23 protein-coding genes and 1 riboswitch are annotated in these 26836 nt (G+C 42.1%); of the genes, 7 read left to right on the forward strand and 16 right to left on the reverse strand.

All coding sequences use genetic code 11. The annotated features are described in order from the left end of the window. Positions 1 to 180 precede the first annotated feature (180 nt). From ACYH0O_RS19810 to ACYH0O_RS19820, 3 genes are all read right to left on the reverse strand, one after another. The gene (locus tag ACYH0O_RS19810; protein WP_482630041.1) at positions 181 to 957 is read right to left on the reverse strand and encodes a 3-hydroxybutyrate dehydrogenase; all 777 of its coding nucleotides are present in this window, start codon (positions 955 to 957) and stop codon (positions 181 to 183) included. Between the two features lie 15 nt (positions 958 to 972). Further along, positions 973 to 2295 (reverse strand): GntP family permease, encoded by a 1323-nt coding sequence (locus ACYH0O_RS19815; protein ID WP_113969822.1) that lies wholly within the window; start codon positions 2293 to 2295, stop codon positions 973 to 975. A 297-nt stretch (positions 2296 to 2592) separates the two neighbouring features. Further along, on the reverse strand, positions 2593 to 3951 hold the full coding sequence (locus ACYH0O_RS19820) for a sigma-54 interaction domain-containing protein (protein ID WP_482630042.1): 1359 nt from the start codon (positions 3949 to 3951) through the stop codon (positions 2593 to 2595). A gap of 174 nt (positions 3952 to 4125) precedes the next feature. Here ACYH0O_RS19820 and ACYH0O_RS19825 point away from each other — a divergent pair, with 174 nt between their 5' ends. Continuing rightward, positions 4126 to 4635: a cupin domain-containing protein gene (locus ACYH0O_RS19825; protein WP_482630043.1), complete on the forward strand. Its 510-nt coding sequence runs from the start codon at positions 4126 to 4128 to the stop codon at positions 4633 to 4635. A 346-nt stretch (positions 4636 to 4981) separates the two neighbouring features. Here the strand turns inward: ACYH0O_RS19825 and ACYH0O_RS19830 are convergent, their stop codons facing one another. The 3 genes from ACYH0O_RS19830 to ACYH0O_RS19840 form a co-directional block, all read right to left on the reverse strand. Beyond that, complete coding sequence (locus ACYH0O_RS19830) at positions 4982 to 6169, reverse strand: MDR family MFS transporter (protein ID WP_482630044.1); 1188 nt, start codon at positions 6167 to 6169, stop codon at positions 4982 to 4984. A 154-nt stretch (positions 6170 to 6323) separates the two neighbouring features. Then, positions 6324 to 6488, reverse strand: coding sequence for a hypothetical protein (locus ACYH0O_RS19835; RefSeq protein ID WP_044340322.1), 165 nt, complete (start codon positions 6486 to 6488; stop codon positions 6324 to 6326). Next, positions 6485 to 6778 (reverse strand): YtzC family protein, encoded by a 294-nt coding sequence (locus ACYH0O_RS19840; RefSeq protein ID WP_149157063.1) that lies wholly within the window; start codon positions 6776 to 6778, stop codon positions 6485 to 6487. Before ACYH0O_RS19840 ends, ACYH0O_RS19835 begins: the two co-directional genes overlap by 4 nt. Before the next feature lie 201 nt (positions 6779 to 6979). Here ACYH0O_RS19840 and mnmL point away from each other — a divergent pair, with 201 nt between their 5' ends. Beyond that, positions 6980 to 7945, forward strand: coding sequence for a tRNA modification radical SAM protein MnmL/YtqA (gene mnmL / locus ACYH0O_RS19845; protein ID WP_482630045.1), 966 nt, complete (start codon positions 6980 to 6982; stop codon positions 7943 to 7945). Beyond that, complete coding sequence (mnmM, locus tag ACYH0O_RS19850) at positions 7942 to 8514, forward strand: tRNA 5-(aminomethyl)-2-thiouridylate-methyltransferase MnmM (RefSeq protein ID WP_482630046.1); 573 nt, start codon at positions 7942 to 7944, stop codon at positions 8512 to 8514. Before mnmL ends, mnmM begins: the two co-directional genes overlap by 4 nt. 87 nt (positions 8515 to 8601) lie before the next feature. Here the strand turns inward: mnmM and ACYH0O_RS19855 are convergent, their stop codons facing one another. The 4 genes from ACYH0O_RS19855 to ACYH0O_RS19870 form a co-directional block, all read right to left on the reverse strand. Next, on the reverse strand, positions 8602 to 9606 hold the full coding sequence (locus tag ACYH0O_RS19855) for an LLM class flavin-dependent oxidoreductase (protein WP_482630047.1): 1005 nt from the start codon (positions 9604 to 9606) through the stop codon (positions 8602 to 8604). A 102-nt stretch (positions 9607 to 9708) separates the two neighbouring features. Beyond that, positions 9709 to 12096 carry an immune inhibitor A domain-containing protein gene (locus ACYH0O_RS19860; RefSeq protein WP_482632621.1) on the reverse strand — a complete coding sequence of 796 codons (2388 nt, stop codon included), beginning with the start codon at positions 12094 to 12096 and terminating at the stop codon, positions 9709 to 9711. A gap of 343 nt (positions 12097 to 12439) precedes the next feature. Then, entirely contained in the window at positions 12440 to 13513 is a 1074-nt protein-coding gene (locus ACYH0O_RS19865; RefSeq protein ID WP_482630048.1) for a tetraprenyl-beta-curcumene synthase family protein, read from the reverse strand. Between the two features lie 14 nt (positions 13514 to 13527). Continuing rightward, a complete protein-coding gene (locus tag ACYH0O_RS19870; RefSeq protein WP_426892726.1) occupies positions 13528 to 14331 on the reverse strand; it encodes an alpha/beta hydrolase in 804 nt (267 codons plus the stop codon). 84 nt (positions 14332 to 14415) lie between these two features. Here ACYH0O_RS19870 and ACYH0O_RS19875 point away from each other — a divergent pair, with 84 nt between their 5' ends. Continuing rightward, positions 14416 to 14931, forward strand: coding sequence for a gamma carbonic anhydrase (locus ACYH0O_RS19875; RefSeq protein WP_149157057.1), 516 nt, complete (start codon positions 14416 to 14418; stop codon positions 14929 to 14931). A gap of 244 nt (positions 14932 to 15175) precedes the next feature. On the opposite strand, the gene metK is transcribed toward ACYH0O_RS19875, so the two are convergent. Next, positions 15176 to 16378, reverse strand: a complete 1203-nt coding sequence (gene metK / locus ACYH0O_RS19880; protein ID WP_149157056.1) for a methionine adenosyltransferase — start codon at positions 16376 to 16378, stop codon at positions 15176 to 15178. 213 nt (positions 16379 to 16591) lie between these two features. After that, a riboswitch (SAM riboswitch) is annotated at positions 16592 to 16735 on the reverse strand. A 325-nt stretch (positions 16736 to 17060) separates the two neighbouring features. Here metK and pckA point away from each other — a divergent pair. Together pckA and ACYH0O_RS19890 are read left to right on the forward strand one after the other, a co-directional pair. Next, on the forward strand, positions 17061 to 18650 hold the full coding sequence (pckA, locus tag ACYH0O_RS19885; protein ID WP_149157055.1) for a phosphoenolpyruvate carboxykinase (ATP): 1590 nt from the start codon (positions 17061 to 17063) through the stop codon (positions 18648 to 18650). Between the two features lie 270 nt (positions 18651 to 18920). Next, positions 18921 to 20138 (forward strand): IS110 family RNA-guided transposase, encoded by a 1218-nt coding sequence (locus ACYH0O_RS19890; RefSeq protein WP_482629122.1) that lies wholly within the window; start codon positions 18921 to 18923, stop codon positions 20136 to 20138. A 655-nt stretch (positions 20139 to 20793) separates the two neighbouring features. Here the strand turns inward: ACYH0O_RS19890 and ACYH0O_RS19895 are convergent. Continuing rightward, positions 20794 to 22074 carry an IS110 family RNA-guided transposase gene (locus tag ACYH0O_RS19895; protein ID WP_482629260.1) on the reverse strand — a complete coding sequence of 427 codons (1281 nt, stop codon included), beginning with the start codon at positions 22072 to 22074 and terminating at the stop codon, positions 20794 to 20796. Positions 22075 to 22348: 274 nt separating this feature from the next. Beyond that, positions 22349 to 22498 carry a lmo0937 family membrane protein gene (locus tag ACYH0O_RS19900; RefSeq protein ID WP_113969836.1) on the reverse strand — a complete coding sequence of 50 codons (150 nt, stop codon included), beginning with the start codon at positions 22496 to 22498 and terminating at the stop codon, positions 22349 to 22351. Between the two features lie 242 nt (positions 22499 to 22740). On the opposite strand from ACYH0O_RS19900, the gene ACYH0O_RS19905 reads away from it, so the two are divergent. Beyond that, positions 22741 to 23529, forward strand: a complete 789-nt coding sequence (locus ACYH0O_RS19905; protein ID WP_482630049.1) for a GNAT family N-acetyltransferase — start codon at positions 22741 to 22743, stop codon at positions 23527 to 23529. A gap of 41 nt (positions 23530 to 23570) precedes the next feature. On the opposite strand, the gene ACYH0O_RS19910 is transcribed toward ACYH0O_RS19905, so the two are convergent. From ACYH0O_RS19910 to metE, 3 genes are all read right to left on the reverse strand, one after another. Continuing rightward, on the reverse strand, positions 23571 to 24137 hold the full coding sequence (locus tag ACYH0O_RS19910) for a biotin transporter BioY (protein ID WP_482630050.1): 567 nt from the start codon (positions 24135 to 24137) through the stop codon (positions 23571 to 23573). Between the two features lie 86 nt (positions 24138 to 24223). Continuing rightward, positions 24224 to 24406, reverse strand: coding sequence for a hypothetical protein (locus ACYH0O_RS19915; protein ID WP_482630051.1), 183 nt, complete (start codon positions 24404 to 24406; stop codon positions 24224 to 24226). Between the two features lie 119 nt (positions 24407 to 24525). Continuing rightward, positions 24526 to 26826: a 5-methyltetrahydropteroyltriglutamate--homocysteine S-methyltransferase gene (metE, locus tag ACYH0O_RS19920; RefSeq protein WP_482630052.1), complete on the reverse strand. Its 2301-nt coding sequence runs from the start codon at positions 26824 to 26826 to the stop codon at positions 24526 to 24528. Between the last annotated feature and the right edge of the window lie 10 nt (positions 26827 to 26836).

Here is a 26836-nt window from a genome sequence, read left to right on the forward strand (position 1 = left end):
TTATTGAATTGGTTGGGATTACAGGTGTCGCTTATTGGGAAGCTTGGTCCTCTTTGATGAAAATTCAGCCGTTTCTCGGGAAGTCCAGCCAATACTGAAGATAATCCAGCCGTTTTACGTTTTTACCCAAACCCTTACACCCCAGAAACGACCTCCTAACAGGCCGTTTCTCTCACCAGGCTATTGAACCGTATATCCTCCATCCAACACAACTGCCTGCCCGGTAATTCCCTTCGCTGCATCACTGCACAGGAACATCGTATAGTCTGCAATTTCTTTTACATCCAGCAATCTTCTCTGCGGTACGAGAGGATAGATGACTTCTTCTATCACTTTTTCAAACGGTATATTTCGCGTTTTGGCAAGGTCCCCCAGCTGATTGCGAACCAGCGGAGTGTCCACGTACCCCGGACAAACCGCATTCACGGTAATTCCATGCTGTGCCGCTTCCAATGCCGCTACCTTCGTCAGGCCGATGACTCCGTGTTTGGCAGAATTATAGGCTGCTTTGCCGGAAAAACCGACTAATCCATTAATGGACGCCATGTTGATGATCCGTCCCGCTCCCTGCTCCTTCATGTGAGGGAGGACATGCTTTATCGCGACAAAAGGAGCGGTCAACATCACTTTTATGAGGAGTTCAAATTTCTCAGTCGGGAACTCTTCAATATGGGACACATGCTGAAGCCCTGCATTATTGATTAATACATCCAACTTCCCGTAATGATCCACCGTTTTAGCGATAGCCTCTTTTAATTCGGCTTCCGATGTCACGTCACAGCGCAATCCAAGAACATCATATCCTTCAGCCTTAATGGCCTCAGAGGCTTTTTGAACGGTATCTTCCTGCAGATCCGTCAGTATGACTTTTGCTCCGTTAGCAGCGAATTCTTTTCCGATTTCGAAGCCGATCCCTTGCGCTGCACCTGTTATGAATACAACTTTATTTTCAACCATGATGATACTCCTTTCTTAGATCCCTACGCCAAATGAGAATAAAAGAATCGCTAATGCTAATCCGATAAGTGGGACAATGACGGTTACTGCACCTACCGCACCATACGCTTCTCCATGTGATTCATTACAGATCGAGCGGATCGTCGTCACGACATATCCATTGTGCGGCAATGAATCCAGTGCTCCTGAAGATATCGCCACTACCCGGTGAAGTGCTTCAGGATTCACACCCATATCAACGTAGTGAGGAGCGAGGATCGGCAATGCGATCGCTTGACCACCGGAGGCTGAACCGGTCATCCCTGCTATCACACTGACTGCGATGGCTCCACCGATCAATGGGGATCCAGGAATATTCGTCATGACATCAACGGCTGTACTAAAGGCTGGAACGGCTTTGGCTACTCCTCCGAATCCAACGACGGCTGCTGTGTTACCGATGGCAATCAATGCTCCGACCGTACCTTCGGAAACAGCACCCCAGAAGCCTTTGAAATATTTGCGATTTAACACATAAGCCGAGATCACGCCACCTAATAAGGCTATAATAAGTGCTGATTGTTTTAAAGAATCGTGGAAAGTGAAAGCCAGAATAAGTACGACTAATAATGGAACCAATCCCATAAAAGGGTTAGGTAAAGGTCTTCCTTCATCAATGACCGGATCTTCTTCACGTGAATGGAACTTCTCTCCTTTATTGACTGCTTTGGTGATCATACGCTTTAACCACCAGTAGCCAAACACCGCCATAAACACGGCTACGATCAAGCTGACTTCCCAGCCTGCATATGGTGTTGTACCAAGATATTCAATCGGAATCCAGTTTTGGATTTCCGGTGACCCTGCAGATGTCATCGTGAACGTAACCGACCCGAATGCTAATGCCGCAGGAATGAAACGACGCGGCAGATCCGCTTGTTTAAATAAACTAACGGCCATAGGATAAACAGAGAATGCCACTACAAAGAGACTGACTCCCCCGTATGTTAAAACCGCACAGGCAAGCACAATGGCGAACACGGCATACTTCATCCCTAGTTTTTCAACTACAAACCTGGAGACACTATCAGCGGCCCCGCTGTCTTCCATCACTTTTCCGAAAACGGCACCCAATAAGAACATCAGATACCAGGCAGCGACGAAGCTTGTAAAACCCGACATATAGTTTGAAACGAGATTCGCTTCCCCTTCACCCGCTAACTGCGGAAAGAGCGGCATTCCACTCAACACTGCAACAAATAAAGCCGATATGGGACCAACAATCAATATGTTCATGCCCCTCATAGTTAAAAAGATTAATAAAATGAGTCCTCCAATAAGACCGATCATGCTTAACATGATATTTCCCCCTTTGTTCTCTAAATATGATCACCTGAAAATGAAATCGTTTACATTTTTATCTAATCTTCTTCTCTCCTTTCCATAAAATACTTTCAAATAGAATACATGCAATAATTGTGCCAACTTTCAGATTACTAATCAATCACTCATTTTCTCACGCACACATTACAAGGATTCCAGGATTCTGGACAAATTCAGCATTTTAGTCACGAAATGTACATATTTACACGAAAAATAAAACAGTCCGGAAATATGGACTATTTTCCACATTTCCGGACTTCCGGCACAACCATATCATAGAAGCTGATATTTATTTAATTTCTCATACATGCTTGATTTACTTATCCCCAGTGTCTCAGCAACCTTTCGTTTGTCGTGCTGATGAGTTTGCAGACTTTGAATCAACACGGACTTCTCCGTTTCTTCAAGGATTTCTTTTAATGTTTTAGAGTCGACATCATATAAGTTTCTAACCTTCATATAAGAAGGCAGTGACTGAAGAGATATCCAGTTTTCATTAGACAAATAGGTGGAAGCGTTAATGACATTTTCTAATTCACGCAGATTCCCAGGCCAGCTATAGGAACGAAATATCTGCATCACTTCGTTTTCAAACCCTTGGATCCGTTTCCCTGATGATTTTGTGGATTTTTCTAAGAAAAAGGCAGCTAAATTCTCGATATCTTCCTTCCTCTCACGGAGAGGCGGAATTTGAAAGGGGACTACATTAATACGATAGTAGAGGTCGCTTCGAAATCGCTTTTCTTCCATCATTTTTTCGAGTGGGCGGTTCGTGGCTGCGATGATGCGGACATCCACATGTTGCACACGGTTTGAACCGACTGCCTCGACCTCCCCTTCCTGTAAAGCCCTGAGAAGCTTCGCCTGCATGTTTAGAGGCATGTCCCCGATTTCATCAAGGAAAAGTGTTCCCTTATGAGCCAGCTGAAACTTCCCTTTTTTCCCACCCTTTTTGGCTCCTGTAAATGCTCCTTCTTCGTAACCGAATAGCTCTGATTCCAGAAGCTGCTCTGGGATCGCGGCACAGTTCACTTTAATAAAAGGTTGTCCGCTTCTTTCGCTCAGCTGGTGAATACTATGGGCGAACAGCTCTTTACCCGTTCCACTCTCACCTCTGATCAAGACCGAAATATCACTGGGGGCAATCATTTGAGCTTTGTCCTTCAATTCATTCATTCCGGGTGATTCACCGATGATATCATTCAGCGTGTATTTCACGCCGGTATTGATATCCTGGATGTAGCTTTGAATTTTCGACATCATGTTCTTTACGTGAGAACTCATTTGCATCCATTCACTCGTATCCCGGAAGATCACCGATCCAAATGCTCCTATCACCTTCCCATCAACCCGAATCGGAATTCGATTGGCGATCATATAGTTTCCTTTTATATATTGAAGGTCCGCCACTTCCTCTTTGCCACTGCCTGCAACGATATGCATACGTGTGTTTTCGATGACGTTAGTCACATGTGAGCCGATTGCTTTATCTCGTTCAACCTCAAGAAAGTGACAGTAATTGTCATTTATATAAATAATCGTACCTTCGTTATCAACGACGACCAACCATTCAAAAGCGTTCTCAAGAATGATTTCAATCATTTCGACGGATACCTTTTTTAATAAGCTCATTTCCTTTGCCTCCTCTGTTTTGAAAGAGAACATATACATCTATAGTAGCACATACATTCACTGTCGTTGCGTAAATGAATGCGTTTTTCCAATCATTTCAATTACCAGTATAGAATCGGTTTAATGTATTCGGTATTAGGGAAACTTTTTAACAATGAATGGAGGAATGAAAGGATGAAAATCGCAGAACTGAAAATATTTTACTTCGAAGACGATGGAATCATCCCGAATAGCCCGGACCTGCCCGTACTCATTTACCGGAATGCACTTGATCATCCTCATGACACCGAAGAACTCTTTAACAGAAATCAATGGCTCAATAGCTGGACAAATGGCATATATGATTACCACCATTACCATATTAATGCACATGAAGTATTAGGAGTTATGGAAGGTGAGGCAACAGTTCAATTAGGTGGCGAACTTGGGAAAGAAGTGAAGATTCATAAAGGTGATGTGATTATTCTTCCAGCCGGGACCGGTCATAAAAAATTATCCTCACGTCCCGAATTTAAAGTCGCAGGTGCCTATCCGAACGGTGATGATTATAATTTAAAAAAAGGTTCATTACGAGAACGGCCGAATGTTTTGGTTGAAATTAAAAACGTCCCCCTTCCATCATTGGACCCTGTATTTGGGGATACGGGTCCACTCATAAAATATTGGCTCAAGAAAATCGTTTAACCTAACGTTCTTCATCCAATCGTTACGTTTTTATTCGATTTTCCCATTCCTATTTTACTATAGTAATGCTTCTTAGAAACGACTATGAATAATTCTAAAACTTTCTATAATCTAAGCGATTAGATTTTTTTTTGTGAAATAGTCTTGTTTTCTTATGAGTCCTATGCTATTCTATTATAGCGATGAGCTGAATTGTGTAAGTCGGGGATCACGTCCTTGTGACAACAAACGATGTGGCGTTTGCTGATCTCTCGCCTCAATTTTTTGCAAGTGGGCTTCCGTAGGAAACGGGAGCCCTTTTTATATGGAAAAAACAAACCCCAATGAATCCTCATTGGGGTTTTCTTTATTGTTGAACCGATACGGAGACTTGGCTTTTCTTTTTCAGCGGTCGGTCATATTGACTGGTAATGACTAATGAGACCATGAAGAAAGCGATCAACGTCAGAAACAGCACCTGCATGCTGAATACGTCCACTAATACTCCTCCGATAAACGGTCCGATCATTCTTCCTCCTGTTGCTGTACTGTTGACGATTCCCTGATAGAATCCTTCTCTCCCTTTTGGAGCAAGTGAGTTAGCAATGGTAGGAACAGCCGGCCATATGAGCATTTCACCAATCGTCAGGATGATCATCGCAATGGCAAACCATTGAAATTGATCAGCTATCGAAGCCACTGCGAACGATACCATGAAAATAATCGTCCCAATCATAATTTGAAGCTTTAAATTATGTTCAAAACGCTTGATTGCTTTTGATAAAAGTGGCTGTGCAAGCACAATCAGCGCTCCATTGATCGTCCACAATAAGCTGTATTGTTTCAGGCTGATATTGATCTCCTGGGTGTACGTTGCAATGGTGGATTGCCATTGTACATAGCCCATCCAGCATAATAAATAGGCAACACAAATGAAGAGCAGGGCCTTCAGTTTCGATTTATCCTTTATCACCTTAGACTCATTCAAAACGGATGTTTGATGACCGTTAACTGAAATGTTTCGATAACCCAATAAGGCAATGAAGAAAAAAACGATATACATACTAAGATTCGCTAAGAATATATAGTTAAAGGAAAACGAGGCTACGAATCCTCCTAATGCAGCTCCAACAGCAACTCCAATATTTTGCGCCACATAGACGGAATTGAATGCTTTTCGGCCACCTTCAGGCCATACCGAACCTGCCATGGCATACATGGAAGGAAAGACGATCCCTGAGCCAAATCCAACAATGGTCAAAAAGACCACATAGTGTGGCCAGCCATGCCAAATATTCATCCCTACCAGAGCAGTCAAAGTAATGGAAATTCCTACTAATATCGAGCGGTATCCACCAAACTTATCAAAAAGTGTTCCTCCGATCAGATTTCCTATTACACTCGCTCCAGCGTTCATCATCAGCACAATTCCCGCTACAGACAGTGATTTCCCTAAATTCTCATGAAGATAAATGGTATTAAGAGGCCATAAAAAAGAGGCACCTGTCACATTCACCATCATTCCAATGACAAGCAACCATAATGATTTGGGCATGATTCTGCCCCCTTTCCACTATTTTATTTCGAGTCCCAAAAGGATTTTACTCTTTTTTGTGAAAGGGGGCAAGAATTATTTCTTAAAATAGATGTCCTTTTTTCTACTAAAAAAACCAGGTGCCCCATTATAAAGAGCACCTAGTTTCAGTCCATTATTTTCCGTTATGATGATCTGATTTAACAGGCTGTCCCTTTTTTTCGTAGCGCTTTTTTGCAGCTTTGACAGGATTGTTTTCAGCTCCGAATTCTGTATCTAAATTACGGAAATCACTGCGGGTTTTTTGTTCAGGGTTTTTTTTATCAGAACGAGTGGTCAATGTAATTTACCTCCTACTACATTTGGATCATGATCTAACAGAATCATTTCATTTTGTAAGGCCTGAAGCTGAAGTCTCATGCGATGCAATTGTTCACGCTGTTGAGAGTTTGCGCTATTGGCCAAATGAGCCACATCATTCACCGCTGCTTCAAGTTGCTGCATGGCTTGAGTGTATTCCACATCGTGGTAATGCTCTTGCTGTGTCCCTGATTTATATTGTTCTTGAGCGTAACGAATGGCATCTTCACACTTTTGAATGCATTCATCAACCGAATTTCTTGTTGCCATTTCGACTACCTCCTTGACGTATAGAATAAAGAAGAGGAAGGTCCCATCCTTACTCTCCTCCATCTTAGTTTGAACCTGATTGCCCGTTTCAGAAGTGGTAATCTTCGCCTATTTCTCTATGCAGGATACATTTGACCCCGTGTTCATGTTAAAATCTTTTTGAGCGTCATACATACTGTTACACACATTGAAACGTAGGAGGTGTTTGTCATCGAGACAAACCCATTTCCATATGCCACAGATTTAAAGCGATATCATACATGGAACTACCATTTACGAAATCACTTTGGACATAAAGTCTTTAAGGTTGCCCTCGATGGCGGCTTTGATTGCCCGAACCGGGATGGCACGGTTGCCCATGGCGGCTGTACATTTTGCAGTGTTGCCGGCTCTGGGGACTTTGCCGGAAGCAGGGTCGACTCCTTAGAAAAGCAATTCAATGACATTAAAGAAAGAATGCATAAGAAGTGGAAAGACGGGAAGTATATGGCGTATTTCCAAGCATTCACAAACACTCATGCACCTGTGGATGTGCTAAGAGAGAGATATGAATCAGTTCTCGGGCAAGAGGGAGTTATAGGTATTTCCATTGCTACCCGCCCGGACTGTCTTCCTGACGATGTGGTCGAATACTTGGCTGAATTGAACGAAAGAACCTATTTATGGGTAGAACTGGGCCTGCAAACCGTTCATGAGAAAACCGCCGGATTGATCAATAGGGCCCACGATTATCAGTGCTATGTCGATGGAGTCAATAAATTAAGAAAACACGGTATACGGGTGTGTTCTCATATTATTAACGGACTTCCTCAAGAAGATGAAAAAATGATGATGGAAACGGCAAGTGAAGTGGCCAACCTTGACGTCCAGGGAATTAAAATCCACCTCTTGCATTTGCTGAAAGGAACTCCCATGGTCAAGCAATATGAAAAAGGATTGCTCGACTTCATGGATTTCGATCATTACGTGAAACTGGTTTGCGATCAGCTGGAAATCATACCACCTGAGATGATCGTTCACCGCATTACGAGGGACGGACCTATCGACTTAATGATCGGACCGATGTGGAGCGTGAATAAATGGAGTGTATTGAACGCGATTGACGATGAACTTAAACGCCGGGACAGCTGGCAGGGAAAATTTTATAAAGTGGATGTGAAAGCATGAAATTAGATCGAATATTACCTTTTGCAAGAGAGCTTCTGGAACGGGCTGTCAAACCAGGAGATATTACAATAGACGCAACACTCGGGAATGGACATGACACCTTATTCCTGGCTAGATTAGTCGGAGAAAATGGCCGGGTATACGGTTTTGATATTCAAGAGGATGCTCTAGAAAACACTAAAGAACAGCTCATCACCCATGATCTTGCTCACCGGGTGACACTCTTTCATCAAGGGCACGAGACAGTGATGAACGTCATTCCTCCCGTGCATCACGGAAAAGTGACCGGCGCAATCTTTAACCTTGGGTATTTACCCGGCGGCGACAAGGAAATTGTCACCCGCCCGAAAACAACGATACTCGCCTTGAATCAAATCCTGGAAATGATGGCACCTGAAGGGATCCTCGTCCTTGTCATTTATCACGGTCACCCGGAAGGAGCGGTCGAACGGGACTATATCCTTCGCTACGTGGAAAAACTGGACCAAAACTACGTCCACGTACTTCGCTATCAATTCATGAACCAGCTGAATAATCCTCCATTTATTGTGGCATTGGAGAAGAGATAAATAGAAAAGCGGCAGGGCTTTGCCTAGAGGCGGCCAATAAAAATAGGGACGGACCTTTTCGAGGTCCGTCCCTATTTTTTCTATTAGTTATAACATTTCGTTTGCTATTAATTCAAATGATTTGAGTTTGTCCTGGAAGTCGTATGTGATGCTGACGAGCATGATTTCATCTGTTTGGTACTGTTCACTGAGTGAAAGTAGTTGTTCTTTCACTTTTTTAGGATTTCCGACGACCATGCGTTTGCGATTTTCGCGCACTCTCATTTCTTCAAATGGGGTGTACTGATAAGCTGCCGCTTTCTCAGGACTAGGTGTCCCGTTTGAACGCATGCCTTGCTCAATCATTAAGATCGCCAAGTCTATGCTGGATGCGACCCTTTCTGCTTCTTCATCCGTTTCAGCACAGATGGCAAACACGGCTACGATGTTCTTTGGGTCCTTCAGGTATTTGGAAGGAACAAAGTTATTTCTGTACGCCTGTGTATATTGAGGGCCGCCTTCCCCGTTAATAAACTGGGCAAAGGTATAAGGTAATCCTTTTTGTGCTGCCAGCATCGCACTGGACGGACTTGAACCAAGCATCCATACTTCCGGCATCGTTTCGATCATCGGGGCTGCCGTTAATCCTTGATAGGGATGAGTATCCGGTAATGAATCGGTTAAATACCCCAGCAGATCATCGATTTGTTCAGGATATCGATTGACGTCCCTCGGCTTCCCGTCATGCAGGGCCATCGTTGCCATCGGCATTCCGCCAGGTGCCCTTCCTAATCCTAAATCAATCCGATTCGGATTCAACCCTTCAAGCAATCGGAAATTCTCAGCTACTTTGTATGAAGAGTAATGAGGAAGCATGACCCCTCCGGAACCGACACGGATCCTTGATGTATTCTGTGCCAGATGAGCGATCAATACCTCCGGCGAGGAACCCGCAAGTCCCGTTGAATCATGATGCTCGGATACCCAGAAACGTTCGAATCCGAACTTCTCGACATGTTGTGCTAATTGGACTGTATGATTTAAAGCCTCTTGTGGGCTCATTCCTTCTGAAATGGGTGACTGATCTAAAACACTTAACTTCAAAATGGACATCTCCTTTAATTGATGTGAGTATTATTATCAATTCAGTAGTAAAAAATGTCCAATAACATGCTTAAAGGGTGACTGCCGAGATGGCAGTCACCCTTTACTTACTTATTTTTTGTAGATTAACACTTTACCGACTGTACCGTCAGCACTTTCTCCTATTACTCGGAATTTCAATCCATAGTTCGGTACATTACGTCCGGCGTCTACCATACCTTTGTTGCTGTAATCCGCACTGTCGTCAAATAATGGGTTACGTTTGGTGTGGTTATCTTTCATCGTGAAACCGGTAATATCAGAGTAATCCAAGAACATTTTCTCAGATTTATTTAAGCTGAATGCAGCATCATGAACCTGGTAACGAGTCGATCCAGCTGTACCATCGCTCCAATAGTTTGTCTTTTGGTCTGCGTCGACAACACCGACGAATCCATCTCCAGGATGAGCTCCTGTCCAGTTTTCGCTGAATTGTTTGTCAACGTACCATACTACCAGACCACCATCATATTTCATTATGCTTGCACCACGGCGGATGTTGGCAAGACCTTCATCGACACCGTTGTGGCTACGCCACTCCAGTAGGTAGTAGTGTTCAGAGCGTTTGATACCGTCGTTTTTCGTGAAGCCGTCTAAATTGAGTTTAGCATCGCCTTCAGCGTCATCAAACAATATTTCTTCCCCATCAACGACTACAGCAAGATCGTCTGCATAGAAGCCTGGATTTGAAACAGCAGCATCTGTTACATACTCGATTGCTACTTCAACTTCCTGACCAGCATAAGCTGAAAGGTCGAATGAAGCGTCAATCCAGCCATTAGAAGAACCAGTGATTCCATTTCCAAGATTAGAGTCGTTAGGATTAGTATCAGTAGTTATGTCACTCGCTACCGGCTCACCGTTAACCGTTACATATGCATAATCCCAATCTGTTTCAATGTCATACCAAGCTTTGAAATTGAACTTCGCTGAAGTAGCATTCGTTAAATCAACAGTAGTCGATAAAGAATTGTGTAGCTCATCAGCACTTCCAGAGAAGTACTCATACTCTCCGCTTGCCGGCTCATTGATGACTGTTTCTTTTTCCGGAAGATTTACTTTCACTACGTCGTTGTTTGTTCCTTTTGTGTTTGCTTCGTCGAGTAATAGTTCTGTTCCTGCTTTAGTAATGTCTTCTAAGCTGGTTTCTGTTCCAGACAACCAGTTCCCTTCAGTACCTTCATTATCCACTACTGCAGAAGACTGCAGCATTTCCTTCATATAAGGACTGAACCCTGTAGGCTGAGTTCCAGGAATATCCCCGGCCCAGCTTCCGCTTGCCATGATGGACCAGTAGCTTACCGGTTCACCTGTTCCTGTGTACTGAGTATCGTACTCATCTGGAAGACCTAAATCATGACCGAATTCGTGGGCCATTACTCCGACAGCACCGTCTTCAGGTTCGATAGTGTAGTCGTAAGCATACATTGTTCCAGCACCCCAATAATCTACTTCAGGTGTCGGAGAACCTTCGATTGGGAAAATACCTCCTAAATTCCAACGATGGGACCAGATTGCGTCTGACCCTAACGATCCACCACCTGCTTCTTCACCCACACCAGAGTGAATAACCATTAAGTGATCAACAAGTCCGTCAGGCTCAAGATAATCTCCATCTCCATCTAGATCATATCGATCCCATTTGTCATAGTCAGCAAGGTTTACATCAGGATCTGCCGCTGCTGCTGCCAAAGCTTCTTTTACAAGGCCTCGTGCATTCACGTCACTACCATCAGGTTGTGGGTCATTACCACCATATGCTGCAGCTGGCTTACTCGCTGTATACCAACCTGCAACTTCACCTTCTACAGAATAACTTCCACCCGACTGTTGTTCATAATATTGCTTCATCGAGACATAGGTTTTACCATCTGGGCCTGTCCAACCACCTTCACCAAACAGCATGTCTTGATAATGTGCTCTTGAATAAGCATCCTCATCATCGTAATACATATCAGTTTCATCCGGAGTTAATGTATTATGAGGCTTGTCTGGATAATCCACTAGAAGAACTAACACTTCATCTGTTCGCTTCTCACCATCATAAGCTTCTTCTTCTACGGAAGCTGGTGCATTCTTCTTAGCTTTTCCAAGCTTATTTCCCTTACCTGAAGTCAAGCTGTTATTCTTCATTTCTTTTTTAAGCTTAAACTTCGCTTCTGCTTCTTCACCTTCTAGTTCGCCTTCTTCTGCTTCTTTTTCAGCAGATTCCGCTTTCGCTTTCAGGAACTTTTGCAATGCTTTTTCCGCTTCAGCAGTTGTCGCATTTTGCTTGATCTTGCCTTCTTCCTTCAGCATTTCAATCAGGCGTTCGTCATTCGCAATGCCTAAATCAAAAGGCCCTCCATGTTTATGATCATGTTTCACCGCCGGCTTCGCTAACACATTTTCAGGCACTGTCGTTGCAGCTGATGCAGGTACAGCAAATGCCCCTACACTCAATGCCGCAGCCATGGCCATCGATAATACTTTACGAGATTTCAAACACGATTCCCCCTCTTTTTATGTACTAAATTTTTACACTAATTAAAATATACTCCATTATTCTGAAAAGTAAATCTTTTCAGAATACATTAGTTATTTAGCCTTACGAAATAATGGATTTTTAGATAAATAGTATGATATTCCACCGAAAATCAGATGGGTAAATTGTCGTAACCGGAAAGAAATCAACGAATATCATTTGTATAAATTTGGGATTAAAGGTCGAATTTAGTATTTTCTCATATGACTTAAGTTTGATGAAAGAGACAAAAAGAGGGACGGACCTTCGACACTAGTGTCGAAGGTCCGTCCCTCTTTTTCAGGATGTTTTTTTGCGATTTCTCCATTTTCGGTATATTTTTCCATTGATGTAGAAGAATCTGGTGATCCAGCCGGCTTGTGCGATGAATTGTTTGGAGAAGGATTGTACTTTTTCTTGTTTGTTTGCCTTGTCGTCTGACAGGTAGACGCCGATGAGTCCTTTGTTAATCAGGCGGTGAAAATGGGCATGTGGCAGTTCATGGGTGTGTTCGTCTGCTTTTTGAAGAAAATGAAGCAGCCGTTCTTTTAAATGCTCATCATCCTCGTAATAAAAGCAGAAGTTCAAGTCTCCCCCCTCATGGTCCTCATCCTGGTCAATGAAGTAATCAAGAAGGATATGTAAGCCTTGAATATATGGAAAATATCCACGTTTGATTTTCTCTGTGTGCGACGGCTGAAAATCACTTCTGCATGCGTATGACACTAAACAGAAGATGCCGAGTGTTGATCCAGAGCAGGCGGAAAACTCGTACCAATTCATTTCCGGAAGGTTCGAACGGTGAGTTTCAAACCAATTCTGCAGCCTTCCTACCCTTTCTTCTTTTTTAACATGTTTATGTATCTGCAAGTCGCAGTAGTATTCACAAAGCTGTATAAGATCCTTTTTGATGTTCTCGTAGTGATGTAATGCTTCAAGAACGGACTGACAGGTAAGCACTAAATCTCTCAGATACCCCCCGTCGTCCTGATCGGCCCTTAAAGCATAGTAATTGGTAGGCACAGCACCCACCGTAAGGGCGTCTTTCATGGATTGATGAAGAAGGGCAAAATCGTTGGGATCCAGGGAAACGCTCCGATCACAGAGATTATCCAAATAATCGCTTATTGTCTGATAGGCGACGATAAATCGAATCGTGTCTTCTTTTTTATCCAGTGCCAACAGGGAAAGGATCGATCCACCTTCACAGTGAAACGTTTTATGTTCGATACTGGCTAGGGCCTGACTTCTTAATTCCTGATTGGGGATCGCTTCCGCCCGCCTCTTCCACTCATCTAATTCTTTATGAACAATCGGAAAAACATTTCGGTATACTCTTGTCATTAACGAAAAGGGATCACTTGGGATCGACACCTTTACCACCTCTTTTACAAAATGTATCCTAGCGCTTTCAAACGACTTTCAATGAAAATATTGGAGTATTCAAAGATATCTTCTCTTTCTGGTTCATTATAGATTTCATGATAGCATTTTGGCCATTCTTTGTAATGCATTTCAGATAAAGACAGTTCGTTGAACCATTTTTTCACTGCTTTTTTATCGACAATTTTGTCATCACCAGCCTGCAACACGAGCAGAGGAACGTCAGGCATTTTCTCCAGGTTTACAAAAGCCAGTTTTATCGCTTGGGCGAGCTCCCTGTACCAGCGGACAGACACCTTGGTGATATAGAGTGAATCGTTGCTGTCGATTTCACGTACATCTGCATTTCTCGTTGCCATATCGATCGTTAACCCTGATGGAAACTTCACCATGGGAGCAATTTTATTTAAACCGTGGGACAAGAGCTCGATCGGTTTTGATGGGGTTGTGACCAAACCTAAACAAGGTGAGGACAAAATCACCCCTGCCAGGTTTACGTGAGTTTCCTGAAGCATACGGACCGCAACAAGTCCCCCCATACTGTGACCAATCATAAATACAGGCAATTCAAATTGATACGCCGCCTGTACCCAATCTTTCACTTCCACTATATAATCATCAAACGAATCAATATGTCCTCTTTGACTTCTCGATGTCATACCCTGACCTGGTAAATCCCCCATGATGACATGGAAGCCTGCTGCACGCCACATTTCAATGAGCCAACCGTACCGACCATGATGCTCCATTGCTCCATGAATGATAACGATGACTGCCTTTGCTTCTTGATCTGTTTCCCATTTCCACATGGCAATTCCTCCTTAATAGTTCTCTATGTGTATAAATTCTGCTACCATTATTATAGTAAATATTATTGAAAGGGGAAGTAAAAAATGCTCTATCCATATCATGATAAAAAACCGATCATCGCTCATTCGGCCTACATTGCCGATTATGTGACCATCTCCGGGGATGTAGAGATCGGTGAAGAGTCCAGCATCTGGTTTAACACCGTCATCAGAGGGGATGTCGCTCCAACGAGAATCGGTAATAAAGTAAATATACAGGATAATTCCATTCTTCATCAGAGTCCAAATAACCCTCTTATTCTTGAAGATGAAGTAACCGTAGGCCACGGAGTGATTTTACATAGCTGCAAAATCCGAAAAAAGGCTTTAATCGGCATGGGGTCGATCATTCTCGATAATGCTGAAATTGGTGAAGGAGCATTTATTGGGGCAGGAAGCCTTGTTCCACAAGGGAAAGTCATTCCTCCCAACACACTGGCATTCGGTCGACCAGCAAAAGTAGTGAGAGAGTTAAATGAACATGATATTAGCGAAATGAAGCGAATTTCGAGAGAATACGCAGAAAAAGGACAATATTATAAAAGCATCAAACCATTTTAATATCCTATACTTGGGATACCCCAACCTTCCTGAGAATACTCATGGAATATTTTCTTGTTTGCGGTTCCCCGTTTCGGATTTATCTGCCATTTTCAAAATATATCTGCCAAAAGTAGGTTTTATCTGCGAAAATCGCGATATACCTGCCCTTCGACACAAAAAAATAAACTTCGCCACCGCCGTCCCATATCGTAAAAAGACCAACACCTTAATAAGTGTTGGTCTCTTCTATCTCTATCTTTCCTTATTCACTCAACGCTTCTGCTTTTAATGCTTCAGCTTTGTTTGTACGCTCCCAAGGAAGATCAATGTCGTTACGGCCAAAGTGTCCGTAAGCTGCTGTCTGCTTATAGATCGGACGGCGAAGGTCCAGCATTTTGATGATTCCTGCAGGACGCAGATCAAAGTTGTTGCGAACAACGTCAATTAGTACGTCTTCTGATACTTTACCTGTTCCAAATGTATCAACGGAGATGGATACCGGTTGAGCAACACCGATCGCATACGCTAATTGAACTTCACATTTTTCAGCAAGTCCTGCTGCCACAATGTTCTTCGCTACATAACGTGCTGCATAGGCTGCTGAACGGTCCACTTTCGTTGCATCTTTACCAGAGAATGCACCGCCACCGTGACGAGCGTACCCACCATATGTGTCAACGATGATTTTACGTCCTGTTAACCCTGCATCACCTTGTGGTCCGCCGATAACGAAACGACCAGTCGGGTTGATGAAGTATTTTGTTTGCTCATCGATCAGTTCTTTCGGTACAACAGGATCGATGACATATTCTTTTAAATTACGTTGGATTTGCTCAAGCGTCACTTCAGGGTGATGCTGAGTTGAGATTACGATCGTGTCGATGCGAACCGGCTTATCGTTTTCATCATATTCAACGGTTACTTGAGTTTTTCCATCCGGACGTAAGTAAGGAAGGATTTCTTCTTTACGAACTTCAGTCAGACGACGGGAAATTTTGTGAGCAAGGGAAATCGGTAGAGGCATAAGTTCTTTCGTTTCATTACAAGCGAATCCAAACATTAACCCCTGGTCACCTGCACCGATTGCATCGATTTCTTCATCCGTCATTTGACCTTCACGAGCTTCAAGTGCCTGATCTACACCTTGAGCGATATCAGCAGATTGCTCATCGATGGATGTTAATACAGCACATGTCTCGGCATCAAAGCCATATTTCGCACGAGTGTAGCCAATTTCACGGATCGTTTCACGAACGATTTTTGGAATATCGACATACGTACTCGTTGTAATTTCACCCGCAACAAGAACAAGACCCGTCGTAACAGACGTTTCACATGCTACACGAGCATTCGGATCATTTGTAAGAATTGCATCAAGAATTGAATCAGAGATTTGGTCACAAATTTTATCTGGATGTCCTTCGGTTACGGACTCAGATGTAAACAGACGACGATTAGTTGACATCAAGGTTCCTCCTTAAGCATAATTGTTAGATTTTTGATCTAACAAAACATTAAACAGATACGGTACTCATTCCCTAAGTAGTATGAAGTAAACATGGTTTTTTTATAAAAAAATCATGCATTATGTGCATTTGATCCACTATAAACAGAAAAAACCCTTCCTCATGATTAAAGCAATAGAGGAAAGGTTTCAGATCATAGCCGCGCCTTTTCTCTCTTATCGTTCAAGGTTCATAGACCTTGCCTCAGTTTAGCACCTTCGCTTAATCGGATCTTTCAGACAGAAAGAATCCATTCACTATTTAGCAGGTTGCTGGGTTTCATAGGGTCTGCTCCCTCCACCAGCTCAGGATAAGAGTATCCGTTCAAGGAACAATAATAACGTTTAGTACAAAGGGTGTCAACTTTTTTTCAAGTGACATGTTTAACCATTCAAGCTTACTCTTATCATGATTCCAACCTATCTTGCCCTCATAAAATAACCTAATTAGGCAATGAGGCTAAACATTATGATATTTTTTTCATATATATAAGAAGATACAAGCTATATTTGGACGAAAAATGTGACAATATGAAGACACATTATAAAAATGAATAAATAGTATAGACTAATGGTTCAATTGTGTTATACTATTTTTGTGAAGCAAACGAGATCATTAAATTTATATAAAGGAAGGGTTCTAATGAATTCAGTGAGCATGTCTAATGAATTAACAGAATTACTTAACGGTCAAAACATTCAGGAACAATTATCTGTTTCCCAACTAGTTGAAAAAGTCCTTCAACGAAATGAAGGCGTTTTAACATCATCAGGTGCAGTCAGAGCAGAAACTGGTAAATACACAGGACGCTCTCCTAAGGATAAATTCATTGTAGAAGAACCATCCACGAAGGATAAGATTGAGTGGGGTTCTGTCAATCAACCAATCTCTTCAGAATCATTCGATAAATTATATACAAAAGTATTAGATTACTTAAAAGAAAAAGAAGAAGTATTTTCATTCAAAGGGTTCGCAGGTGCTGACCCAAAACATAGACTACCGATTCAAGTGATCAACGAATTCGCTTGGCATAATCTTTTCGCTCACCAATTATTCATTCGCCCTACAGGAGAAGAGCTTAAGGGTCATCAATCAGAATTCACCGTCGTTTCTGCGCCGAACTTCAAGGCAGATCCAGCAGTAGACGGAACTCACTCTGAAACATTTATCATTGTATCATTTGAAAGAAGAATTGTCTTAATTGGCGGAACTGAGTATGCAGGTGAAATGAAGAAATCGATTTTCTCTGTTATGAACTACGTCCTTCCAGAATCAGATATCCTTTCCATGCACTGTTCTTCAAATGTGGGACGTGAAGGAGATGTGGCATTGTTCTTCGGTTTATCCGGCACAGGAAAAACGACATTGTCCGCAGATCCAAACCGTCGTTTAATCGGCGATGATGAGCACGGATGGTCTCCAAACGGTGTATTCAATATCGAAGGTGGCTGCTACGCTAAGTGTATCGGTCTGACACGTGAAAAGGAGCCACAAATCTTTGATGCGATCCGTTTCGGTTCTGTCCTTGAAAATGTGGTTCTCGATGACAATTCCCGCATCGCTGATTATGAGGATAACACTTTAACAGAGAATACTCGTGCTGCGTACCCTCTTCAAGCGATGGATAACATCGTTGAACCAAGTGTTGCAGGACATCCAAATACCATTGTATTCTTAACCGCAGATGCATTCGGGGTATTACCTCCAATCAGCAAACTGACGAAAGAACAAGCGATGTATCACTTCTTGAGCGGATATACATCGAAGCTTGCAGGTACTGAGCGCGGAATCACTTCACCACAAGCCACATTCTCGACTTGCTTTGGCTCACCATTCCTGCCACTCCCTGCAACTCGTTATGCTGAGATGCTTGGGAAGAAAATCGATGAGCACAATGCTCAAGTATTCTTAGTGAACACTGGTTGGACCGGTGGAGAATACGGTGTTGGTAACCGCATGAAGTTATCTTACACTCGTGCTATGATTCAAGCAGCGCTTGAAGGGGAACTGACACACGTTGAAACAGAAACGGACGACATCTTTGGTCTGAACATCCCAGTTCACGTTCCTGGTGTTCCAGACGAAGTGCTTCAACCAAAGAGAACATGGTCCAATGAAGCAGCCTATGAAGTGAAGGCAAAAGAACTTGCCCACAAATTCAACGAAAACTTCAAGAAGTTCTCAAACGTACCATCTGAAATCGAACTTAAAGGCGGACCAGCCGTTAAATAGTCTATATAATAAACATACTAAGATTAGTGGGTAAAGTCATCGACGGATGTCTTTACCCACTATTTTTCTTTTTAGAGTTATAGTGAGAAGTGAAAGAAAGCTCGACCAAAGCCTCAAGGATTTCGAATCCGTATCAAAAACCGAGCCTCTTCACTTTCATTTTTGAATCAGGTTTAAGTATGTTGGGGCCATGAGCTCGTGTATAGGAAATTAGAATCAAAATGAATAAGTGAAGGTCTTTCAAAAGGACAACGAAGAGAGGGAAAATATTTGGAATTAGTAATTGCTTTAGATATTTCTATGGGGAAAAGCTACAAAGTGATTTACGATGGTCAAACCTGTCTTTCGGAAGGGGAATTTCTTCATAATAAGTTTGGTTTTCAAACGCTGCTTGATGAGATCGGAAACCTTTCTGAAGAACCTATTCTTGTTTTTGAATCAACAGGTATTTATTCAAAACCAGTTGAAACCTTTTGTCAAAAGAACCAATTGCACTACTCTTTATTAAACCCTCTTGAGGCAAAAAAACAACTAGAACAAGGGACTCTAAGAAGCTGGAAAACGGACAAGCATGATGCTCACAAATTAGCACAAGTTCATCAACAAAATTGCCGAGTAGAAAAAATCCAACAACCAGAAATATATAGTCGACTCCGGGATCTTTCTCGCTTTTATCAGGAAATAGAGGAAGAAAAAAAACGTATGCGAATGTACTTGCATAATGCACTACAATTAAGTTTTCCAGAGCTTGAACACTTTTTCTCGAGTAAAATGACACCCTACTCCTTAACATTGATGGACCTATTTCCTCATCCAGACTTTGTCTTAGAAAAGAGCCAAACAAAAATCAAGAACCTTTTGAAAAAAAGTACCACGAAAAGAATTTCAGAAAATCGTGCTAAACAGAAGGCAAGTCAAATAATAGAATACGCCAAGGAATCCTATCCAGCTATTTCTTCAGCGAGTATTCAAACATCAAAAGTTCAATACTATGCAAAACAACTCCTCCGTTTATTAGAGGAAAAAGAACACGTTTCTAACCAGTTGATTAACGAGGCAAAAAAGCTTCCTGAGTTTGAAGTACTTATCAGTCTCCCTGGGGTGGGTGACATTAGCGCAGGACTTTTTATCGGTGAGTTTGGTGACCTCTCTCGCTTTTCTAATCATAAAAAAGTCAACGCATTTGTGGGTATTGATATTCGAAGATATCAGTCTGGAAAATACGCAGGACAAGATCATATTAATAAACGAGGAAATCCTAAAGGACGAAAAATTTTATATCTCATTGTTCGGAACATGATCCGCCAACAAAAAGCAGGATCAAATCATATCGTTGATTATTATTACAAATTAAAAAAGCAACCTATCTCCAAAAAGGATAAGGTTGCCACTGTAGCTTGCATGAATAAGCTACTAAAATGTATATATTCCATGGTCAGGAACAATACAAAGTACGATTACTCGCACGCGGTCTCTATGGACCAATAATATGTAGTTTAGTATACCATGAATATCCTCAGTTTAAAATTATGAATAGCTGAGGTTTATTTCCTATGCATAAATAATAGTGAATAATCCTTCAACTTATGATTTAGTACTTGACTAATCGTAGGAAAGAGGCTGGGACAAAAGTTTTTTATCCTAAGTCAAACCCGAACAAACCTGCTTCTTAGTGGGCAGATTTGTTCGGGTTTATTATTTATTTTCGAATCATTTGATTTTAGCTGTTTCCAGCGGTTGATTGGAGTGCAAGACGAAGACTCCCTCGGGAAAAGTTATTATGTCAGGGCTTTGAACCGTATTATTCTCTTTATAAAATTTTTTTTGCGTGACGTTAACCAGTTTTATTCCCTTCATTTTTCATTTGTTCAAAATAAAGGGAAATATACTTACGCGTTGCGTTAAGAGACTGGAAGGATCTCCCTTAAATTCATTATGGGCACTTTTGATCTCTGCTTATTAGGTGGACTCACCCTCCCATATCTCCTGGCATCTTGTGCCTACATTCCTTCGTTGGGTCTTTCCCTAACGCAGAGGCCGGCGTATGCTCCTGCATGGACTGATCAATAGATCGTCGAAAGTCGTGTATGGGCCGGCTTCTCAGTGTCTGGGTTGTAGAAGAACTACGTTTTATATCAGTAGTTTATGCTGCTTTATAAGGAGCGAGAAAAGGCATATCTTGTATCATTCGTTCGGCATCAAATTTCGTTTCATACTGGCTAAGACCGTGACAGATTTGAAGGAGTTTGCGACAAAGAATCACAAGTGCTTCTTTTTTCGTTACCGGCTTCTCTCGGTTTTCACTGTAATACTCATAAAGTGTCTTAAAGGCCGGATTGGCGTGAAGTAATGGCAACATCGCTTTGTATAATAGGGACCGAAGCCTTCTCCTCCCTCGCTTAGAGATTCTTTTTCTGCCTTTTGATTCACCGGATGAGTTGGTTACGAGTGTAAGTCCCGCGAGTTTGAATAGTTGGCGTGGATCTTTATAACGTTTCAATGAACCGGTTTCGGAAAGTAGCTCTAAAACGGTCGATTCGCTGATACCAGGAATGGACAAAAGGTAATCAAAATCAGTCAGCTCACGGGCAAGAGCGATAAGATTTTCAGTTAACGAGTTTATCTGTGATTCATACATGGACATTTGATCAAGTAACATCCTGATTTCCATGCGCGCCATCTCCGGACTGTCTTGAAGTCCAATTGAATACTCCGCTACTTGGAGTAGTCGTTCTACTTTCCTTTTCGACAGATAGCGAATCCCCTTTTCCTGAAGAAAACCAATCAGTTCTTCGGGAGAGAAAATCAAGAGATCTTCCGGTAAAGGCGCATATTTCAAGATAGCCTGAGCCTGTTTACCAAGCCCTTTGATTGCGGAGGTAAACTCAGGGAAGTAAAGATCGAGCCAGCGTCGGATGCGGTTTTGAATGGAGGCCGATTGGTCTTTTAAACGGGCTCGAAAGGCCGTCCCCCGGCGGAGTTCTGAATCGATTTTCGTCATTTCCCTTGGCAAACTATAATACCCTTGAGGCATCATCTTAGCGATGACACGGGCATCCTTTAAATCATTTTTACTCTGCAGGTTATCGTCCAACTCTTTGGATTGTTTTACGTGCAGAGGATTAACAAGGACGAATGGGATGCCTTGATTCGTTAGAAAAGCTGCGAGGTTCATCCAGTAATGACCGGTAGGTTCAAAGCCTATGATGACCTCTTTCTTACCATGTGTCTCCATTAACTTCATGAGAGTCGCGTAAAAGGTTTCAAAGCCGTTAAGCGATTGACGAATGACAAAGCTTTTCCTAAGTTCACGTCCGCGTTCATCTACGGCGCACGCATAGTGGTTGCGCTTGGCGATGTCGATGCCAATAACTAGTGTCGTTTCAGAAATTTGATTAATACGTCGATTTCGATTATCATGCATGTGAAGATCCTCCTTAGTTATGAGCGATTGGTTAGCACCTGCATCATAACGGAGGGTCTTTTTTTATGCAATAGTGACATTCTTATCTCACAGGAATAGCTCCTGCGGGAAAGTAGCTTATGTGAGACCCCGCAGGCTTGCCGAGGAGGCTCACGGGCTACCCGCGGAAAGCGTAGTCTTGCACGGAAATCATTAGCGGTATGAAGAACCTACACTTCTATTGTTCGTATTTATTTCGTGGTTTTTTAGTTTTGTCCCAGCATCTTTATTATCATTATAATCCTTTCTTACGGCCGGTGATTCTGTTAAATAAAAAGACAACAATGGCAATAACAAGTAAAACGTGGATGATGGCTCCTCCGATTTTAAAAATCAATCCGAGTAACCAAAGGACTAAAAGAATTCCAATAATGGTCCAAAGCATGAGTTTCCCTCCCAGTAACTGTGTTTGATGCTAAGATTCCCTATTTCGATGAATTTAAAACTACACATGATATTTCACCTGAAAAATTTTTCACCTATTCTTAACTTCTGTTAGTCCATATGAATTTATACAAATGACATTTTCACTGGCACTATCTGTTATCGAAATACCTCAAAAAATAATACTTTACTAAATATTTCTAATTTTGGTATGATAATGATTATTTACAAGGGGGGAACAAGATGATCAGACAGCTAACGGAACAGGATCATGATATTTGCCAGCAGCTCATTCAGCAGCAGCCGGCTGAGAATTTGTTTATTATCGGGGATATTGAAGCCTTTGGGTATGAACAGGATTTTCAGAAAATCTGGGGCGACTTTGATGCGGAAGGGAAATTGAGGGGAATCCTCCTTAAGTACAGAGAAAACTTCATCCCTTTTTCCATGGGGGAATTTAATGCGGAAGGATTTGCCGCAATCATTAATGAGACTGAAGACTACAGCATCGTTTCCGGATTAAAAAGGATCGTCACGCAGGTTGAACCCTTTTTATCCAGAGAAATTAAATCAATAAGACATATGCACTATGCGAAATGTGACAGCACGGAATCAATGGATCGACAAGACCTGCCTCATGTTAAACAGGCTACCCTCAATGATTTACCTAAACTTGTTGATCTTTTGAACTCTATCCCTGAATTTAGTGGTGGCGATTTTTCTATAGAAAAAAGAAAACATAGCATGGAAGCCGGAGTTTCGAGAAGCTATTACGTAGAAGAAGACGGGAAATTTGTTTCTTCTGCTTCCACAACCGCCGAAAACAGTATGTCTGCGATGATTGTCGCTGTCTGTACACATCCTGAGTATAAGAAAAAAGGATATGCGACCGAGTGCATGACAAAGCTTTGTCGAGACGTACTAGAAGAAGGAAAAGAATTGTGCTTATTCTATGATAATCCTGAAGCAGGAAAAATTTATAAGCGAATCGGATTCAAGGATATTGGATATTGGTCTTTGTATAAATTTTAGTCATAAAAAAGTTGACTCCCAAAAAAGAGTCAACTTTTTCATTATGCAGCTGCTTTCCGATTCCCGATTAACCTCGCCTGAACCAATCGTTGTCTTACAGTGATCCCAATCCAGCTGGCCAGGAATGCTTTGATAAGTCCAACTACGATAAATGGATATACACCTGCTGCCATTGCCTGATTCCAGCTAAGATCGGCTACAAATTTCAGTTGAATGGTACCCAGGATCAACGTAATGATCATTCCAACTGTATTGGCAATCATCGCCATTGGAATGGTGAATTTGGTTTTTTCAAGGATGAAGCCTGTAAAGAAAGCCGCTACGATAAAGCCGAATATATAGCCTCCCGTAGGCCCGACCAGTACCTGTGCCCCTCCACTGAAGCCTGCAAATACAGGAACACCGACTGCTCCCAGGGCTGCATAGCATATCATGGCAAACGCTCCATATCGGCTTCCAAGAATTGTCGCTGTAATTCCTACTGCTAATGTTTGCCCACTGATTGGAACGAGTGGCAGTGGAATCTCAATCTGAGCGAAAATCCCCGTAATCGCAGCAAAGATAGCACAATGAATGATCACCCTTAGTTTTTCTCCGTTCACTTTCAAATCCCCCTTGTGTATGTAAACTATGTATAACATTAAGTTAACACAATTCGAAGGATTTTGGGAAGCTTATTTTTTTCTCCCTTCCTTTAACTGGGAGCATAGACATTGCATATCTTCTCTTCTGCCTGCCATTCTAAAGCGGTTTTTAATGAAATCCTCCCTTGGGGGAACTCATCAATCCCCTTATCACTCACCAAATACAGGATGGTGCTATTTGGCTGATATTCATTAAATACTTGAATGATTCTTCCTATGGCTATGTATGGCATTTTCTTTTCTCTCCTTATGAGCAGGACGCAAATTTTTCAACTGCGTCCTGCGTTTTGAAAAGGAATCAATCGAACGTAATCACCTACACTCGATCATACTTCTCTCCGTTTCCCGTCTATTAACTTTCCTTTTTAAGCAGCATCTCTTCACGCACTTGTTCCGCCGCTTCCACCATTGTTTTAAGCGCTGATACCGTCTCATCAATTCCACGTGTTTTCAAACCACAATCCGGGTTGACCCAGAATAAATGGGGATCCAGCACTTCAAGAGCCCGATGTATATTACGGATTAATTCTTCACGCTTCGGCACCCGGGGGCTGTGTATGTCATATACCCCCAGACCAATCCCTTTGTCATACGTATTGTCTTCAAAAACATGGATTAATTCCCCATGACTTCTTGATGTTTCAATCGAGATGACATCAGCATCCAGATCATTGATGGCATCTATAATGTCTTCAAAATCCGAATAGCACATATGTGTATGGACCTGGGTTTGGTTCTGTACTGATGAAGTGGCTAATTTGAAAGCGTAAACGGCAGCCTTAAGATATTGCTCCCAATTTTTATTTTTTAAAGGCAGTCCTTCCCTAAGTGCCGGTTCATCGACTTGTATCATACGAATTCCATTGGCTTCTAATTCCTCTATCTCTTTTTGGAGAGAAAGCGCGATTTGATTAGCTACTTCATAACGTGATACATCATTCCGAACAAATGACCAGTTAAGAATTGTGATAGGACCCGTTAACATCCCTTTAACCGGTTTATCCGTTAATGATTGAGCGTATACGGTTTCTCTAACGGTCATGGGTTCTTTAAAATTCACATCACCATATATGAGTGGTGGCTTCACACATCTGGAACCGTATGATTGTACCCACCCATACTTCGTAAATTGAAAACCTTCTAATTTTTCACCAAAGAATTCAACCATGTCCGTCCGCTCGAATTCACCATGTACAAACACATCAAGGCCGATTTGTTCCTGAATTTCAACCCAACGTTTGATTTCTGCATGAATATATTGCTGATACTCCCCATCAGAAAGTTCTCCCTTCCTCCATTTCAACCTTTGCCTTCTCACTTCCTGGGTTTGAGGAAAACTGCCGATTGTAGTGGTGGGTAGAAAAGGTAATGAAAAGTACTTGGCCTGTTCCAGTTTACGAACTTGGAAAGGATCCTTTCTCCCGACATTGTCGGGATGCAATTCTTCAACCTCTTCCTCCACCTCCCTATTATTACGCAGCGGAGATTCATTTAAATTCTTAATCGCCGTTACACTTTGAGCGATATCATCTTCTATTGATTCAGCTCCATTACGTATCCCCTTTGTTAAAACAGTGATTTCATGTAATTTCTCATCAGCAAATGATAGAGCGTCAATGAGGGGGGGGCCAAGTGTTTCTTCATTCTGCAAGGTTACAGGTACATGTAGTAAACTGCATGATGGTTGTATGATCAACCGATCACTTGGAACATATCCTGCAATGAACGAAAGAAGTGAATGGGTATCCGCAAGATTACTTCTCCAAATATTCCTGCCATCAAGAATGCCGGCAGCCAAGAATTTATCCTTAGGAAAACCAAATTTCTTCAGCGCAGCCAAATTTTCTCCTCGATCATACACAAAATCTATCCCTATGCCATCTACCGGGAGTGTCAACACCCGCTGGTACCTTTCCAAACTATCATAATAGGTTTGAAGGATGATCTTTAACCCGGGGCAGGATTCTTTAAGTGTTTGATAGACTTCTTTGAATTGATTTATCTCCTCATCCCCGATGGATGTGCACAATATCGGTTCATCCATCTGTACCCACTCAACACCTTCTTCCTGTAATTCACGCAATACTTCAGCATAAAGAGGGACAAATTGATCAACATGGGTTTTATAATCCCCGGTTTCGTACCCTTTAGACAATTTCACAAAAGTGAAAGGACCTAAGATAACCGGTTTCCCTTTTATCCCTGTTTTTTCTTTTGCCTCTCTATAAAAATGCAGGGGACGATTTTCCACTAACTGGGGTACGATCCCATCAAGTTCAGGAACGAGATAGTGATAGTTGGTGTTAAACCATTTTGTCATTTCTAATGCCACCGCGTCCTTTGAGCCTCTAGCCATTTCAAAATACGTTTCAAGAGAGACCTTACCCCCACTATAATGAAACCTCTTGGGAACCAAACCGAACATGACGGCTGTATCAAGCACATGATCATATAGGCTGAAATCTCCAACCGGAACTAAATCAATCCCCTGATCTAATTGCTTCTTCAAATGGTTGACTCGTATTTCCTCCATTTGCTCTAAGAAGGAATCCTTTTCAATCTTCCCTGCCCAAAATTGTTCCAGCGTCTTTTTCCATTCACGCTTTTCACCGATCCTTGGATATCCTAAATTCGAACTGATCACCTTACTCATTCATTCCTCA

The sequence above is a fragment of the Rossellomorea sp. H136 genome, assembly GCF_056838065.1.